This is a genomic window from Streptomyces asoensis (genome assembly GCF_016860545.1).
GTDB classification, from domain to species: domain Bacteria; phylum Actinomycetota; class Actinomycetes; order Streptomycetales; family Streptomycetaceae; genus Streptomyces; species Streptomyces asoensis.
In genome coordinates this window covers 1,957,597-1,973,835 of sequence record NZ_BNEB01000005.1, presented here as the reverse complement: position 1 = coordinate 1,973,835, position 16,239 = coordinate 1,957,597, and the positions used below count along the sequence as shown (strand labels likewise).

General features: G+C 71.7%; 15 protein-coding genes. 7 read left to right on the top strand and 8 right to left on the bottom strand.

Features of this window, described 5'->3' with window-relative positions:
• Positions 1-14 precede the first annotated feature (14 nt).
• The 4 genes from Saso_RS31445 (at position 15) to mgt (ending at position 4,412) form a co-directional block, all read left to right on the top strand.
• On the top strand, positions 15-950 hold the full coding sequence (locus Saso_RS31445) for a carbohydrate ABC transporter permease (protein WP_189923071.1): 936 nt from the start codon (positions 15-17) through the stop codon (positions 948-950).
• Positions 947-1,780, top strand: coding sequence for a carbohydrate ABC transporter permease (locus Saso_RS31440; RefSeq protein WP_189923073.1), 834 nt, complete (start codon positions 947-949; stop codon positions 1,778-1,780). Before Saso_RS31445 ends, Saso_RS31440 begins: the two co-directional genes overlap by 4 nt.
• Positions 1,780-3,054: an extracellular solute-binding protein gene (locus Saso_RS31435; RefSeq protein WP_189923075.1), complete on the top strand. Its 1,275-nt coding sequence runs from the start codon at positions 1,780-1,782 to the stop codon at positions 3,052-3,054. The genes Saso_RS31440 and Saso_RS31435 overlap by 1 nt, the downstream gene beginning before the upstream one ends.
• 98 nt (positions 3,055-3,152) lie before the next feature.
• Positions 3,153-4,412, top strand: a complete 1,260-nt coding sequence (mgt, locus tag Saso_RS31430; protein ID WP_189923077.1) for a macrolide-inactivating glycosyltransferase — start codon at positions 3,153-3,155, stop codon at positions 4,410-4,412.
• 89 nt (positions 4,413-4,501) lie between these two features.
• Here the strand turns inward: mgt and Saso_RS31425 are convergent, their stop codons facing one another.
• Positions 4,502-6,769 (bottom strand): MMPL family transporter, encoded by a 2,268-nt coding sequence (locus tag Saso_RS31425; protein ID WP_189923079.1) that lies wholly within the window; start codon positions 6,767-6,769, stop codon positions 4,502-4,504.
• Positions 6,770-7,140: 371 nt separating this feature from the next.
• Between Saso_RS31425 and Saso_RS31420 the strand changes: the two genes are divergently transcribed.
• The 3 genes from Saso_RS31420 to Saso_RS31410 are packed head-to-tail and all read left to right on the top strand — an operon-like array spanning position 7,141 to position 9,402.
• A complete protein-coding gene (locus Saso_RS31420) occupies positions 7,141-7,695 on the top strand; it encodes a DUF1697 domain-containing protein (RefSeq protein WP_189923081.1) in 555 nt (184 codons plus the stop codon).
• Between the two features lie 54 nt (positions 7,696-7,749).
• Positions 7,750-8,793, top strand: coding sequence for a ketopantoate reductase family protein (locus Saso_RS31415; RefSeq protein ID WP_189923083.1), 1,044 nt, complete (start codon positions 7,750-7,752; stop codon positions 8,791-8,793).
• A 9-nt stretch (positions 8,794-8,802) separates the two neighbouring features.
• Complete coding sequence (locus tag Saso_RS31410) at positions 8,803-9,402, top strand: TIGR03086 family metal-binding protein (protein ID WP_189923085.1); 600 nt, start codon at positions 8,803-8,805, stop codon at positions 9,400-9,402.
• A gap of 89 nt (positions 9,403-9,491) precedes the next feature.
• Here the strand turns inward: Saso_RS31410 and Saso_RS31405 are convergent, their stop codons facing one another.
• The 7 genes from Saso_RS31405 to cysC form a co-directional block, all read right to left on the bottom strand.
• The gene (locus Saso_RS31405; RefSeq protein ID WP_229901325.1) at positions 9,492-10,238 is read right to left on the bottom strand and encodes a sirohydrochlorin chelatase; all 747 of its coding nucleotides are present in this window, start codon (positions 10,236-10,238) and stop codon (positions 9,492-9,494) included.
• A gap of 27 nt (positions 10,239-10,265) precedes the next feature.
• Positions 10,266-11,165: an ABC transporter permease gene (locus Saso_RS31400; protein ID WP_189923088.1), complete on the bottom strand. Its 900-nt coding sequence runs from the start codon at positions 11,163-11,165 to the stop codon at positions 10,266-10,268.
• A complete protein-coding gene (locus Saso_RS31395) occupies positions 11,152-11,964 on the bottom strand; it encodes an ABC transporter ATP-binding protein (protein WP_189923090.1) in 813 nt (270 codons plus the stop codon). Before Saso_RS31395 ends, Saso_RS31400 begins: the two co-directional genes overlap by 14 nt.
• Positions 11,965-11,974: 10 nt before the next feature.
• Entirely contained in the window at positions 11,975-13,090 is a 1,116-nt protein-coding gene (locus tag Saso_RS31390) for an aliphatic sulfonate ABC transporter substrate-binding protein (RefSeq protein ID WP_189923092.1), read from the bottom strand.
• 272 nt (positions 13,091-13,362) lie between these two features.
• A complete protein-coding gene (locus tag Saso_RS31380; RefSeq protein ID WP_189923094.1) occupies positions 13,363-14,697 on the bottom strand; it encodes a sulfate adenylyltransferase subunit 1 in 1,335 nt (444 codons plus the stop codon).
• A 2-nt stretch (positions 14,698-14,699) separates the two neighbouring features.
• Positions 14,700-15,638, bottom strand: a complete 939-nt coding sequence (gene cysD / locus Saso_RS31375) for a sulfate adenylyltransferase subunit CysD (RefSeq protein WP_189923096.1) — start codon at positions 15,636-15,638, stop codon at positions 14,700-14,702.
• Positions 15,635-16,234: an adenylyl-sulfate kinase gene (cysC, locus tag Saso_RS31370; protein WP_189923098.1), complete on the bottom strand. Its 600-nt coding sequence runs from the start codon at positions 16,232-16,234 to the stop codon at positions 15,635-15,637. Before cysC ends, cysD begins: the two co-directional genes overlap by 4 nt.
• Positions 16,235-16,239: the final 5 nt, after the last annotated feature.

Here is a 16,239-nt window from a genome sequence, read left to right as displayed (position 1 = left end):
AGGGGGCCGTTCCGGTGCCGACGGCGACCGAGGGGACACGGACCGCGCGCCGCCCGGCCGGCACCGGCCCGCAGCGCACCGTCACCGCCCACGGCGCGTGGTTCCTGGTCCTGCCTGCCCTGATCCCCGTCCTCGTCCTGAGCGTCGGTCCGCTGGTCTACGGCATCCTCCTGGCCTTCACCGACGCGCAGTCGGGCCGCACCGAGCCCACCCGGTGGATCGGCGCGCTCAACTTCTCCGACCTGCTGCACGACACGCTGTTCTGGGAATCGTTCCGCATCGGCCTGGTCTGGGCGGTCGGCGTGACCGTCCCGCAGTTCCTGCTCGCCCTCGGGCTCGCCCTGCTCCTGAACGAGGACCTGCGGCTGCGCCCGCTGGCCCGCGCGCTCGCGATCGTCCCCTGGGCGATGCCGGAGGTCGTGGTCGCGGTCATGTGGCGGCTCGTGTACGACCCGGACGCCGGCATCCTCAACGAGACCGTGCGCGATCTGGGCCTGGGGGACGGACGGGACTGGCTCAGCGGACTGGGCACGGCCCTGCCCGCGGTGATCGTGGTGGGGGTGTGGGCGGGCATGCCGCAGACGACCGTCGCCCTGCTCGCCGGCCTCCAGAACACCCCGCGGGAACTGCACGAGGCGGCCGCGGTGGACGGCGCGGGCGCCTGGCGCCGGTTTCGTGCGGTCACCTGGCCGGCGCTGCGGCCCATCGCCCTCGCCATCACGGCCCTCAACCTCATCTGGAACTTCAACTCCTTCGCCCTGGTCTACGTCCTCACCAACGGCGGGCCCGGCGGCCGCACCCGGCTGCCCATGCTCTTCGCCTACGAAGAGGCCTTCCGCTACGGCCAGTTCGGGTACGCGGCGGCGATGGGCTGTGTGATGGTCGCGGTGGTCTCGGTGTGCCTGGCCTGCTTCCTCGCCGGCCGGATCAGGGGAGGTGGCGACGCGTGAGAACCCGCCCGGCGGCCCGCGCCGGCCAGTACGCGGCGCTGCTCGCCTATCTGTCCTTCCTCGCCTTCCCCTTCCTGTGGCTCGTCTCGGTGGCGTTCAAGCCCGCCCGCGAACTGGGCAGTCTGCACCCCACCTGGATCCCGGAGCATCCGACCCTCGCCAACTTCCGGCAGGCGTTCGACGAACAGCCCCTGCTGCACGCCGCGGTCAACTCGCTGCTCGCTGCGGTCGGGGCCGCCGTCGTCGCCGTCGTCGTCGCCACACCGACGGCCTACGTCATGGCGCGCCGGCGCACCCGGCTCACCCGGGCCGTGTCCGGGTGGGTGGTGGTCAGCCAGGCGTTCCCGTTCGTGCTGGTGATCATCCCGCTCTTCCTGGTGCTGAAGAACCTGCGGCTGATCGACTCGCTGCCGGGCCTGGTGCTGGTGTACGTGGTGTGGGCGCTGCCGTTCGCGCTGTGGATGCTCGTCGGACACGTCAGGGCCGTCCCCGTCGAACTGGAGGAGGCGGCGGCGATCGACGGGGCCGGGCGGCTGCGGACGCTGGTCTCGGTGACGGCGCCCCTGCTGGCGCCGGGCATCGCCGTGACCGGGCTGTTCGCGTTCGTCACGGCGTGGAACGAGTTCTTCTTCGCGCTGGTGCTGCTGAAGAGCGCGCGCCAGCAGACCCTGCCGGTGGTGCTGACCCACTTCATCGGCGCGGAGGGCGTCGCCGACCTCGGACCGCTGGCCGCCGCCGCCTCCCTCGCCACCCTTCCCTCGCTGGTCGTCTTCGCGATCGTGCAGCGGCGGATCACGGGCGGCGTGCTCGCCGGGGCGGTGAAGAGCTGATGCGCGCCCGGGCGATGGCCGTGGTCGTGCTGCTGCTCCTCGCGGGCTGTTCCGGCGGGGGCGGTGGCGACGAAGGGCCCGTCACCCTGCGCTTCCAGTCGCTGGCCTGGCAGGAGGAGTCCGTACGGGCCAACAAGGAGCTGGTGCGGGAGTGGAACGCGACCCACGAGCACGTCAAGGTCGAGTACGTGCAGGGTAGTTGGTCGGCGGTGCACGACCAGCTCCTCACCTCGTTCGAGGGCGGCGAGGCCCCCGACATCATCCATGACGCCTCCGACGACCTCGCCGACTTCGCCCACGGCGGCTACCTCGCCGATCTGACCGGGCTGCTCCCCGCCCGGCTCGAGGAGGACATCCCGCGGCGGAGTTGGGAGACGACGACCTTCGGTGACGGCGTCTACGGAGTGCCCTTCCTCCAGGAGCCGCGCGTCCTCGTCGCGAACGCCACCTGGCTCAGGCGCTCCGGGGTCCGCATCCCGACGCCCGGACACCCGTGGAGCTGGACGGAGTTCCGGCGGATCACCGAACGCCTCAGCGGCGGCGGACGGTACGGCGTGGCCTGGCCGCTGAAGGAACCCGTCTCCGCCACCCTCAACCTGTCCCTGTCGGCGGGCGGGCGGATGTTCCACCGGGGAGCCGACGGCAAGGTCACCGTCCGCTTCGAGGCCGGCGACGAGGTCGTACCGCGCACCATCCACGACCAGGCCGGCATCGACCGCAGCGCCTCGCCGACGACCCTGGGCAGCGGCGGCTCGGACACCCTCCCGGGGTTCTTCGGCGGCCGGTACGCGATGGTCCCGCTCGGCTTCTCCTACCGCCAGCAGATCGTGCAGCAGGCCCCCGAGGGGTTCGACTGGCAGGTGCTGCCCGCCCCGGCGGGCGCCGACGGACTCGCCCAGGGGGTCAGCCCGCAGACGCTGTCCGTCGCCGAGGACAGCCCGCACAAGAAGGAGGCCGTGGCGTTCGTCGACTTCCTGCTCCGGCCGAAGAACATGGTGCGCCTCGCCCTGGGCGACTGGATGCTGCCGACCGGCACACGGGCCCTGGCCGATCCCGCGCTGCACACGGCGAAGGACGACTGGGCCACCGGCACCGCGCTGGCCGCTCACCTGCGTCCGGCGCCCGCGCAGTCCGTCCGTGGCTACGCCGAGTGGAAGGACAAGGTGGCCACCCCCGCCTTCCAGGAGTACTACAGCGGGGCGATCGGACTCGGTGAGCTGCGCGAGCGGCTGGAGAAGGACGGCAACCTGGTGCTGGCGCGCTACCAGCGCTGAGCGGCCGGGTCGGGGGTGCGGCGGCGGGACGGCGGCAGCGGGGGCGGTAGGGGGGCGGCGGCAGCGGGGCGGGTGTGACACAGGGGCCGGTCACGACAATGCGGTTGCACGAGACGTCTCGTCTCGCCTACGGTCGGGTCATGACCAGTCGCCCCGCCCACATCGCCATGTTCTCCATCGCCGCCCACGGGCACGTCAACCCGAGCCTCGAGGTGATCCGCGAACTCGTCGCACGCGGGCACCGGGTGACGTACGCGATTCCGCCCGCCCTCGCCGACAAGGCCGCCGCCACCGGCGCCGAGGTGAAGCCGTGGCACTCGACGCTGCCCGGGCCCGACGACGACCCCTCCGCCTGGGGCGACACCCTCCTGGACCACGTGGAGCTCTTCCTGGCCGACGCCGTCCAGGCGCTGCCCCAGCTGCTCGACGCGTACGAAGGGGACGAGCCCGACCTGGTGCTGCACGACATCACCGCCTACCCGGCACGCGTCCTCGCCCGCCGCTGGGGTGTCCCGGCGATCTCCCTCTCGCCCAACCTCGTGGCCTGGGAGGGCTACGAGGAGGAGGTCGCCGAACCCCTGTGGGAGGAGCCCCGGCGCACGGAACGCGGACAGGCCTACTACGCGCGATTCCACGCCTGGCTCGAGGAGAACGGGATCACCGAGCACCCCGACTCCTTCGTCGGCCGCCCGGCCCGCTCCCTGGTGCTGATCCCGCGCGCCCTGCAACCCAACGCCGACCGGGTCGACGAGACGGTGTACACGTTCGTCGGCGCCTGCCAGGGGGACCGCGCGGGCGAGGGCGGGTGGACCCGGCCCGCCGGCGCCGAGAAGGTCGTCCTGGTCTCCCTGGGCTCCGCCTTCACCGACCGGCCCGACTTCTACCGGGAGTGCGTACGGGCCTTCGGGGAGCTGCCCGGCTGGCACCTCGTCCTCCAGATCGGCAGGCATGTCGACCCCGCCGCGCTGGGCGCCGTCCCGGAGAACGTCGAAGTGGCCACCTGGGTACCGCAGTTGGCGATCCTGAAGCAGGCTGACCTGTTCGTGACGCACGCGGGTGCGGGCGGCAGCCAGGAGGGGCTGGCCACGGCCACGCCGATGATCGCCGTACCGCAGGCCGTCGACCAGTTCGGCAACGCGGACGTGCTCCAGGCACTCGGTGTGGCCCGGCGCGTGCCCGCCGCCGAGGCGACGGCCGGGACCCTGCGCGAGACCGCCCTCGCGCTCGTCGGCGACCCCGAGGTCGCGCGCCGGCTGGAGGCGGTCCGGGCGGCGATGGCGGAGGAGGGCGGCACCCGCCGGGCCGCGGACCTCGTCGAGGCCGAGCTGACCCGCCGACGGAGCCGCGCCGGGGTGTGAACGCGGCACGGGTGAGGGCCCGTCGACTCCCCCGGGAGGTCGACGGGCCCTCGGCTCGTGCAGCTGCTTCGGTGATCGTCCGCGGGCCGTCAGACCCGCAGCGGCTCGCCCTCGTCGTCCCGGGCCGCCGGCGCGACCGCCTCCGGCGACTCGTCGTGCGTGAGGTCGGGCAGCCAGTGCAGCCACTTCGGCAGGTACCAGTTGCGCTCGCCGAGCAGCGCCATCACCGCCGGGAGCAGGACACCCCGGATGATCGTCGCGTCGATCAGCACCGCGGCGGCCAGGCCCACGCCCATCTGCTTCATGGACTGCATGGACAGCGTCCCGAAGATCGCGAACACGGCGACCATGATGACGGCGGCGCTGGTGACCACGCCGGCCGTGGTGACCACACCGTGCTTGATGGCCTCGTTCGTCGTCCGGCCCCGCAGCCGCGCCTCACGGATCCGGGAGACGACGAACACGTGGTAGTCCATCGACAGGCCGAACAGGATCACGAACAGGAACAGCGGCAGCCAGGTGATGATGGCGCCGACACCCTCGGCGCCCACCAGGGACGCGCCCCAGCCGTGCTGGAAGACGGCGACCAGGATGCCGTAGGCGGCGCCCACCGACAGCAGGTTGAGGACGATCGAGGTGATCGCGACGGTCAGCGAGCGGAACGACAGGAGCATCAGCAGGAAGGCGAAGACCACGACGAACGCGAAGACGGGCGCGACCGCCCCGGCGAGCTGGTCGTTGAAGTCCTTCGACCCGGCCACCTGTCCGGTGATGGGCGCCTGGAGGCCGTCGACCTTGCCCAGCGTCGCGGGCCGCACCTCGTCGCGCAGCTTGTCCAGGCTCGCCCCCGCCTTGTCCAGGTCGGAGCCGCCCACCAGCGGAACGTACACGTAGGCGATGTTCTGCGCGTCGTGCAGCTTGATCTCCACCGGGCCGCGCGAGGCGCCCGAGCTGACCGCCTGCTCCTTGAAGGCCGCGAGCGCCGACTTCACCTCGGCGGCGTTGATGTCGTCCGCCTTGACGATCACCTCGGCCGGTTCGGAGCCGCCCGGGAAGGCGTCGTTGACCCGGTTGTAGGTCTGCACGATGGGCAGCGAGTCGCCGAACTCCTGGTCCAGGGTGAGGTTCTGGGTCTTCATGCCCACAGCCGGAGCGGCGATGGCGAGCAGCGCGCCGGCCGCCACGACCAGCGAGACGCCGGGCTTGGCGAGGACGACCCTCAGCACGACGCTCCACAGCCGGCTTCCCTCGGCGGGCCGCCCGCCCGCACGGCTCTTGCGGCGCTTGTCGGGGTGCAGGAACGGGATCCGGCCCTTCTCCACCCGGTGGCCGAGCAGCGAGAGCAGCGCCGGGAGCACGGTCACCGAACCGACCATGGCGACCGCGACCACCATCAGGGAGGCCAGACCCATCGCCTCGAAGGTGGCGAGCCCCGTGAACAGCATGCCCGCCATCGCCACGCACACGGTGACACCGGAGACGATCACGGCCCGGCCACTGGTCGCCGCGGCGATCCGCAGAGCGGTCTGCGGGTCGCGCCCGGCGGCCCGCTCCTCCCGCTCGCGGCGCAGATAGAACAGGCAGTAGTCGACACCCACGGCGAGACCGACGAGCAGCATCACGGAGCTGGCGGTGTCGTCCATCGGCTGGAAGTGGCTGACGATGCTCATCAGGCCCATCGTCGCCATGATCGCGGTGACCGCGAGGGCCACCGGCAGCAGCGCCGCCACCAGCGCGCCGAAGGCGATCAGCAGGATGCCCAGGGCCACCGGCACGGCGGAGTACTCGGCCTGCTGGAAGTCGTCGCCGAACGCGTCGTCGAACGTCTTCATCATGCTGGCGCCGCCGATCTCCTCGATCCGCAGCGAGGAGTGGTCCTTCTGCACCCCCGCGACTGCGTCGAGGACCGGCCCGACCCGGTCGCCCGCGGTGTCGGAGTCGCCGCGCATGTCGAACTGGACGAGCGCGCTGTGACCGTCCCGGGAGATGGTCTTCGTGTCGTAGGGCGAGGTCACGTCGGTGACCTTCCCGGTCTTGCCGACGGCCGTCACGACCGCGTCGACGGCCGCCCTGAACTCGGTGTCCGTGGCCTTGACGGAGCCGTCCTTCGACTGGATCAGAACGGTCTCACCGGCCGGTTCGTCGATACCGGCGTCCTCGATGATCCTGGCCGCCGTGTGGGTCTCGCCCCCGAGCTGGTCGCTCTCCTTGACCTCGACCGTGCCGGCCGCCGAACCGATCCCCATGGCCAGGACGACGAACAGCACCCAGATGCCCACGGCGGCCCATCGGTGCCGGGCGCTCCAGCCGCCGGCCCGCGCGGCTATGCCCCGCACCCGTATATCTCCGTTCCCCATGACGGGCCTGCCCTCTAGTGATGCGGTGGAAGCCCCCTGCCGCCACCTTTCGATTCGAAGGTATGGGCTGGATAAGACCATCTCCTCGTGCTGCCAGGTGAAGTGCCCGGCCGCCGGCTCCTCCCGTCGGACTCCTCCCTCTCACCGCTGGGGAGGACACCGGCCCCTTACATCTATTCGGGATCTCGGGGACGGTGATCAGGGTGCGGGTCATTACAGAAGTTTGTTGAACAAGTCACGGGCCTGTGGAGATGTCCGGCAACGGTTGCCCCGCACCCCGTCCATCGGCCAGAGTTTCCGCAGACCGGCCACCCCGGCCGCGGCCGTCGTGCCCACCCCCACGGGGCACGACGGCCGCCTAGGGTGAGCGGATGACGACGACGTACGCGGCCCTGCTGCGCGGCATCAACGTGGGCGGCAGCCGGAAGGTCCCCATGGCCGCCCTGCGCACCCTGCTCGAAGGACTCGGCCTCGCGGACGTGCGCACCTACCTCCAGAGCGGCCAGGCCGTGTTCTCCGCCGGACACGGGGACGAGGAGAGCCTCGCCGCGGAGATCACGGCGGCCGTGGAGAAACACTTCGGCTTCGCCGTCGGCGTGATCGTGCGCGACCACGCCTATCTCGAAGCGGTCGCGGACGCCTGTCCGTTCCCGGCCGCCGAGCTGGAGGCCAAGCAGCTGCACGTCACGTACTTCTCCACCCCCGTCGAGGCCGGGCGCTACGCCGGGATCGACCGCGCCGCCCACCTCCCCGAGGAGTTCGCCCTCGGCGACCGCGCCCTGTACCTGTACGCACCCGAGGGCCTCGGCCGGTCCAAGCTCGCCGAGCAACTGGCCAGGCCCCGCCTGACCAAGGGGCTCATCGCCACCACCCGGAACTGGAACACCGTCGTCAAACTGGTGGAGATGACGCGCCGGCAGGGGTGACCCCGGGGCCGTATCCCTGACGGTCCGTCCGCACGACTGTGCGAGGCTCCTCCCATGCGCTACATCATCATCGGGGCAGGGGCCGTCGGCGGCACGGTCGGCGGACGACTGGCACAGGCCGGCCAGGAGGTCGTGCTCGTCGCGCGCGGCGCGCACGGCAGGGCGCTCGCCGAGGACGGACTGCGGCTCAGGGTGCCGCAAGGAGAGCTCTACCACCGGCTGCCCGTCGTCGAAGGGCCCGACGGGCTCGGCACCCTGCGCGCCGACGACGTCCTCCTCCTCGCCGTCAAGACGCAGGACACCGAGGCCGCGCTGCGGGCGTGGGGCCCGGCCCCGGTCGAGGGCGGCGGCACGGCCGCCGACAGACTGCCCCTGGTCTGCGCCCAGAACGGGGTGGAGAGCCGGCGGATCGCCCTGCGACGCTTCCGGCACGTCTACGGCGTCTGCGTGTGGCTGCCCGCCACCCACGTCGACCCCGGGACGGTCTCCGCCGCCGGCACCCCGCTCACCGGCATCCTCCACCTCGGCCGCTACCCGCACGGCACCGACGACACCGTCCGCGAGATCGCCGCCGACCTGGAGAAGGCGTACTTCGAGGCGCCGGTCGTCCCCGACGTCTCCCGCTGGCAGTACGCGAAACTGCTGGCCAACCTCGGCAACGCCCTGGAGGCGGTGAGCGGCCCGGTCGCCGACTCCGGCCCCGAGGCACAGACGCTGTACGCGCGGGTGCGGGCCGAGGGCGAGGCGGTGCTGCGGGCCGCCGGGATCGCCTGGACGGACGCCGAGGAGCAGCAGGCCGCGCGCGGCGACAAGGTCACCCTCGTCCCGCTGGACGGCGTCGCGCGCGGCGGAGGGTCCTCCTGGCAGTCCCTGAGCCGCGGCACCGGCACCATCGAGGCCGACCACCTCAACGGCGAGATCGTGCTCCTCGGGCGTCTGCACGGCGTGCCGACCCCGCTGAACGAACTGCTGCAACGGCTCGCCAACCGGTTCGCCCAAGAACGCAGGGCCCCCGGATCCTTGCCGCTGCCGGAGCTGGTCCGGCTGGCCGACGACGCTGTCGCGTTTGTTCAAGAACCCCCGGGCCCCGCTGCCTAGCGTGGAGGCATGAAGTACGACGAGACGCACCAGTACATGTCCGAATGCGCCGCCGAGGCCGCGCGGATCGCCCGCGGCGTCCCGGCGTCCCGGCTGGGCGACCCCACGCACTGTCCCGGCTGGGACGTGCGGACCCTGGTCGACCACTGGGTCCTCTACACCTCCCACGGCCTCGAACACCGCGCCCTGCGCAAGCAGCTGCCCGACGAGCTGGTCGCCCGCGACTTCACCGCCGACCCGCGGTGGGCCGAGGCGTACGCCGAACAGCTGGACCGCGCGGTCGCGGCGTGGGCCGAACCGGCGGTGTGGGAGGGCGAGGTCGACCTGGGCGCGGCCGCGATGCCCGCCGCCGAACTGGCCTCGATGATCGTCAAGGAGATGGCGGTGCACGGGTGGGACGTGGCGGTCGCCACCGGCCAGGAGCTGCGCATCTCGGACGACGCGGCCCGGTTCGTCCTGGATGTCGTCGAACGGCACGGCGATCTCTACCGGCAGTACGAGGGCTTCGCGGCGGCGGTGCCGGTGCCGCGGGACGCGCCGCCGTTCGACCGGGCCCTGGGATCGAGCGGCCGCGACCCCCGGCAGGGCCCGACCCGCCCGGCGGGCTGACCGGTCGCGGCCGGGGGAGTGCGCCGCGGGGCGGGCGACGGGCCCGGCGGCCCGCCGTACCCGGCCGCGGTGAGCGCGTGACCCCGGCGTCAGGCGCCGAGGGCGGTCAGGGCCGGGGTGCGCGCCGCTTCGTAGCGTTCCAGCAGGACGCGGGCCACCTCCGGCGCCGGGCCCAGCACTTCGGCCAGCACGTCCGCCCCGGCCGCGCCGCGCGCGATACGGTCCGGCAGGAAGCCCGGAGCCAGGACGTACGGCGCCACGGCGACACGGGCGCACCCCAGCGCCCGCAGCTCGCGGACCACGTCCTCGGTGCGCGGGAACCCCGAGGAGGATCCCGCGGAGGCGAACGCGGGCCGCACGGCGCACCAACCGGTGCGCCGCCACTCCCGCGCGATTTCTGCGATCACCGCGATCGCCTCCGGGTCCGTGGACCCCGCCGAGGCCAGCACGACCCCGGTCGAGGACCTGTCGGCGGGCATCGACCCCGCCTCGTACAACCGCCGTTCGAGGACGTCGGTCAGCAGCGGCGACGGGCCGAGCACCTCGGCCTGCCGGATCCGCAGCCGCGACGGCGCTTCCCGCAGCACCGCCGGGATGTCCGCCTTCGCGTGGAACGCGCGCGTCAGCAGCAGCGGCAGCGCCACGACGTCACGGACGCCCTCCGCCGCCAGCGACTCCAGCACCCCCTGCACGGAGGGGATGTTGAAGTCCAGGAAACCGGTCTCCACCCGCAGCCCGGGCCGCAGCGACCGCACCCGGCGCACCAGCGCGTGGACGGTCGCGGCGTGCCGCGGGTCCCGGCTGCCGTGGGCGATCACCACGAGGACGGGCGCCACCGGTTTCCTGTGCACGGGAGCGGCCTCTCAGCTCTTCACCAGCAGGCCGCGGCTGCGCAGCACCCACCGCTCCAGCGGACTGAAGATCAGCAGGTCGATGGCGATGCCGACGAACAGGATGAGCAGGATCGCCTCGAACACCATCGACATGTCACTCGCGTTGCGCCCGTTCTCCAGCAACTGACCGAGGCCCACGCCCAGATCGGGGAACGACGCGATGATCTCCGCGGCCATCAGCGAGCGCCACGAGAACGCCCAGCCCTGCTTCAGCCCGGCCACATAGCCGGGCAGCGCGGCGGGCAGGGTGATGTACACGGTGCCCTTCAGGCCCGTCGCGCCCATCGTGCGGCCGGCCCGCAGGAACAGCGGCGGCACCTGGTCGACGCCGGACACCAGTCCGTTGGCGATGGACGGCACCGCGCCGAGCAGGATCACCGCGTACATCATCGAGTTGTTCAGACCCAGCCACAGCACCGCCGGCGGCACCCACGCCACCGAGGGCAGCGACTGGAGACCGGACAGGATGGGCCCGATCGCCGCCCGCACGAACTTCACCCGCGCCACCAGCAGACCCAGCGGGGTCCCGATCGCCAGGGCGAAGAGGAAGCCGAGCAGACCGCGCGAGACGCTGGTCCAGATGTACCCGAGCAGCTTGCCCTCGAGCCAGGCGTCCTGGAGCGTGCGCCACACGTCCAGCGGCGACACCAGCTTGGTCGGGTCGTCGACGGCCTTGAAGGTGATCTGCCAGACGACCAGCAGCAGCGCCGTCGCGATGACCGGCGGCAGGATCTTGTCGACGAACGTCCGCCGGAACGGCGCACGCCCGGTGGGCGTCACGACGTCCAGCGCGTCGAGACCCGCCTCCACACCGGCGAGCTCCGTGGTGGCCGGCTTCGTCACCGTCGTCTTCGTCTCAGTGCTGGCCATGACGGCGGATCTCCCCACGCAGGACTTCGGTGATCTCGATGGACAGTTCCGCCACCGGGGCGTCCTCGATCCGGCGCGGCTGCGGGATGTCGACGGTCCACTCGCGCGCCACCCGGCCGGGCCGGGAGGACAGCAGCACGACCCGCTGCGCGAGCCGCACCGCCTCGCGCACGTTGTGCGTGACGAACAGGACGGACAGCCCCGTCTCCGCCCAGATCCGGGTCAGCTCGTCGTGCAGCACGTCCCGGGTGATGGCGTCGAGCGCCGCGAACGGCTCGTCCATCAGCAGGAGGTTGCTCTCCTGCGCCAGCGCCCGGGCCAGCGCCACGCGCTGGCGCATACCGCCCGACAGTTCGTGGACCCGCTTGCCGTACGCGCCCTTCAGACGGACCAGCTCGAGCAGCTCCTCGGCCTTGCCGCGCCGCTCGGGCTTGGCCACCCCCCGCAGTTTCAGGGCGAGTTCGATGTTCTTGCCCGCGGTCAGCCAGGGGAAGAGGGCGTGCTCCTGGAACATCAGCGCCGGACGGCCGTCCGTCGTGATGGAACCGGCGGTGGGCTCGTCGAGCCCGGCCACCAGGTTCAGCAGGGTGGACTTTCCGCAGCCCGAGGCACCCAGGAGGGTGACGAACTCGCCGGGAGCGACATCGAGGCTGATGTCGTCCAGGACGAGCTGCTGCCCGCCCGGTCCCGCGAAGGACTTCGATACGTGCTCGAGACGTGCCGCGTGCTCCACGGACTCCGTGGACTCGGCGGCCTCGGCGAGGGTCGTGGCCATGGTCGTCACCTCCTGGGAACTCATCGGAGCGGGATCAGCCGACGCCGAGACCGGCGTCGTCGACCGCGGGCTCGCCCTCGGCCTCGAGGACCTTGTTCAGGATGCTCAGGTCGTAGATCCCCTTCAGGTCGGGCTGCTTGAGCAGACCCGCCTTGACCGCGTGCTCCGCCTCGGTGTTGAGGGTGGAGGCCAGCGGGTCGTTGATGAACTGGATGGACGTCCACGCCGGGTCCAGGACGTTCGTCGGCAGCGCCTTGCCGGAGTCGGCCTCCAACTGCTTGTTCGCCGCCGCCTTCGCCTCCGCCGGGTTGGCGGTGATCCACTTGTTGGAGTCGACCGAACCCTTCAGCACGGCCTCGACGACCTTCGGGTGGGCCTTGAGGAACTTCTGCGACACGATGATGTTCGTGATGACGAACTTCTTGTCGGGCCACAGCGAAGCCTCGTCGAGCAGCACCTTGCCGCCCTCGGCCACCAGCTTGGAGGCGGTCGGCTCCGGCACCCAGGCGCCGTCTATCGAACCGGCCTTGAAGGCGTCCGGCGTCACCTTGTTGTCGCTGCGGACGACGGTGACGTCACCCTTGCCGCTCTGCGCGTCGACCTTCCAGCCCTGGTCCGCGATCCAGTTCAGGAACGCCACGTCCTGCGTGTTGCCGAGCTGAGGCGTCGCGATCTTCTTGCCCTTGACGTCCTTGAGGGACTTCACCTTGGCCGGGTCGACGACGAGCTTCACGCCGCCGGACGCCGAACCGCCCACGATGCGCAGGCTCTTGCCGTCGGACTTGGTGTAGCCGTTGATCGCCGGGGAGGGGCCGATCCAGCCGATGTCGATGGAACCGGCGTTCAGCGCCTCGATCTCCGAGGGGCCGGCGTTGAAGGTCGCGTACGAGGCCTTGGTGGCGCCCAGCGACTTCTGGAAGATGCCCTGCTGACGGCCGACCAGCGCGGTCGCGTGCGTCAGGTTGCCGAAGTAGCCGATCTTGACGGTGTCGAGCCCGTCGATCTTCTGCGAACCGGCGGCGACCTTCTCGTTGGCGTTGTCGTCCTTGGACTCGGACCCGTAACCGCAGGCGGCGAGCGTCAGCAGCGGCAGCGCGGCGATCACGGCGACGCCGCGGCGAAGCCTGGAAAGGGGGAGATTGGCAGGCACGGGAGGGGTTCCTCTCGTTGGCCCGGCGGTCACGGTTTCAGGTCGTGGCCGGGAAATCGGCAAAGGGTCTTCGTCGCTTGCGGGGCGCGAGTGCCCCTGCTCGCGAGCGAAGCCGAGCATGTGGGGGAGGGTGGGGGGACGGGGCGCGCAGGCAGTGCGCGTACGTCAGCGCGCACATCGCGCCACTCCGCCCTGCCCGCTGCCGAGGGCGCCGCTGCCGACACGGCCGCCCTCCTTCGCGAACGTCGAGTAGAAGTCCGTGCTCGTCATCATCAGAAGTCCCAGCCGTCGTCGTCGGGCTCGTCCTTGACCGGCTCCGGCGACGCGAACGACTCGCCGACCATGCCCGCCGTGAGCGTCGTGCCGTCGGCCGGGTCGATCAGGATGAACGAGCCGGTGCGGCGCGAGTCGGCGTAGGAGTCCACCGGCAGCGGTTCCGCGGTGCGGATCTTCACCCGGCCGATGTCGTTGGCGACGAGCTGCCCCGGGTGCGGGTGCAGGGACAGGTCGTCGAGCGTGAGACGGGACGGGATGTCCTTGACGATCGCCTTGACCGTGCGGGTGCCGTGCTTGATCAGCACCCGGTGCCCGACGGTCAGCGGCTGGTCCGCCACGTGGCACACGGTCGCCTCGACGTCCTGCGTGGTGGCCGGCGCGTCCTTGGTCGGCACGATCAGGTCGCCGCGCGAGATGTCGATGTCGTCCGCGAGCAGCACGGTCACCGACTGGGTCGTCCACGCCGCGTCCACGGGCACGCCCAGCAGATCGATGCCGGAGATCGTCGACGTACGGCCCGAGGGCAGCACGGTCACCGCCTCGCCCACGTGGAACGTGCCGGCCGCGATCTGCCCCGCGTACCCGCGGTAGTCCGGGTGCTCGGCGGTCTGCGGACGGATCACGTACTGGACGGGCAGCCGCGCGTGGCAGTGCGCCAGGTCGTGGCTGACCGGCACCGTCTCCAGGTGCTCCAGGAAGGTCGGCCCGCCGTACCAGTCCATGTTCGCCGACGCGTCCACCACGTTGTCCCCGGCGAGCGCCGAGATCGGGATCGCGGTCACCTCGGGAACGCCCAGCTCGCTCGCGTACGCCGTGAACTCCTCGGCGATCGCCGCGAAGACGGATTCCCGGTACTCGACGAGGTCCATCTTGTTCACGGCGAGGACCACGTGCGGGACGCGGAGCAGGGCCGCGATCGCCGCGTGCCTGCGGGTCTGTTCCACGACGCCGTTGCGGGCGTCGACCAGGATCACCGTCAGCTCGGCCGTGGAGGCGCCCGTCACCATGTTGCGGGTGTACTGCACATGGCCGGGGGTGTCGGCGAGGATGAAGCGGCGCCGCGGGGTGGCGAAGTAGCGGTAGGCCACGTCGATGGTGATGCCCTGCTCACGCTCGGCGCGCAGGCCGTCGGTGAGGAGCGCCAGGTCGGGGGCGTCCTGGCCGCGGCCGGCCGAGGCACGCTCCACGGCCTCCAGCTGATCGGTCAGGATCGACTTGGAGTCGTGCAGGAGCCGGCCCACGAGCGTGGACTTGCCGTCGTCGACGGAACCGGCGGTGGCGAACCGCAGCAGGGTCGTGGCCGAGAGTTCCTCGGAGATGATGGTGCTCATGCTTAGAAGTACCCCTCGCGCTTGCGGTCTTCCATCGCGGCCTCGGACATCTTGTCGTCGGCGCGGGTGGCGCCGCGTTCGGTGAGCCGGGAGGCGGCGATCTCGGCGATGACGTCGTCGAGCGTGACCGCGTCGGAGTCGACGGCGCCGGTGCAGGACATGTCACCGACGGTGCGGTAGCGCACGAGGCGCTTCTCGACGCTCTCGCCGTCCTTCGGGCCGCCCCACTCGCCGGCGGTCAGCCACATCCCGCCGCGCCGGAAGACCTCCCGGTCGTGCGCGAAGTAGATCTCGGGCAGTTCGATGCCCTCGCGGGCGATGTACTGCCAGACGTCGAGCTCGGTCCAGTTGGACAGCGGGAACACCCGGACGTGCTCGCCGGGCGCGTGGCGGCCGTTGTACAGGTTCCACAGCTCGGGGCGCTGGCGGCGGGGGTCCCACTGGGAGAACTCGTCGCGCAGGGAGAACACGCGCTCCTTGGCGCGGGCCTTCTCCTCGTCGCGGCGCCCGCCGCCGAAGACGGCGTCGAACTTCTCGGACTGGATCTTCTCCGTCAGCGGCAGCGTCTGGAGCGGGTTGCGCGTGCCGTCGGGGCGTTCGCGCAGCACACCGCGGTCGATGTAGTCCTGGACCGACGCCACGTGCAGCCGCAGCCCGTGCGCGTCGACGACCCGGTCGCGGTACTCGAGGACCTCGGGGAAGTTGTGTCCGGTGTCGACGTGCAGCAGCGAGAACGGCACCGGCGCCGGCGCGAAGGCCTTCAGCGCCAGGTGGAGCATCACGATGGAGTCCTTGCCGCCGGAGAACAGGATCACCGGGTTCTCGAACTCGCCCGCCACCTCGCGGAAGATGTGCACGGCCTCGGACTCCAGCGAGTCCAGGTGGCTGAGGGCGTACGGACCGGCCGTGCCCTCCTCGGTCTCGGCGACGGTCGTCGTCATGCCAGTCCCCTCTCGGTGAGCAGGGCGTACACCGACGCCGCGGACTCCTGCACGGTCTGGTCCTGGGACTCGATCCGCAGGTCGGGCGCCTCGGGGGCCTCGTAGGGGTCGTCCACCCCGGTGAGCCCGGTGAGTTCGCCCGCCGCCTGCTTGGCGTACAGACCCTTCACGTCACGTACCGAGCACACCTCGACCGGAGTCGCCACGTGCACCTCCAGGTAGCCGGTCCCGCCCTTCTGGTGGCGCACCCGCACCGCCGCACGGCTGTCGGCGTAGGGCGCGATCACCGGGACGAGGACCGTGACGCCGTTGCGGGCGAGCAGCTCGGCCAGGAAACCGATGCGCTGCACGTTGGTGTGCCGGTCCTCGCGGCTGAAGCCGAGGCCCGCGGAGATGAACTCGCGGATCTCGTCGCCGTCGAGGACCTCGACGCGGTGGCCCTCCTCGCGCAGCCGGCCGGCCAGTTCGAGCGCGATGGTGGTCTTGCCGGCGCTCGGCAGACCCGTGAGCCAGACGGTGGCTCCGGTCGTCACGTGGTTCTCCCGGTTCGTAGAAGTGGGGGTGGGTGCGGGGGTGTTCGTGGCGGTGGCGGTCATCGGGG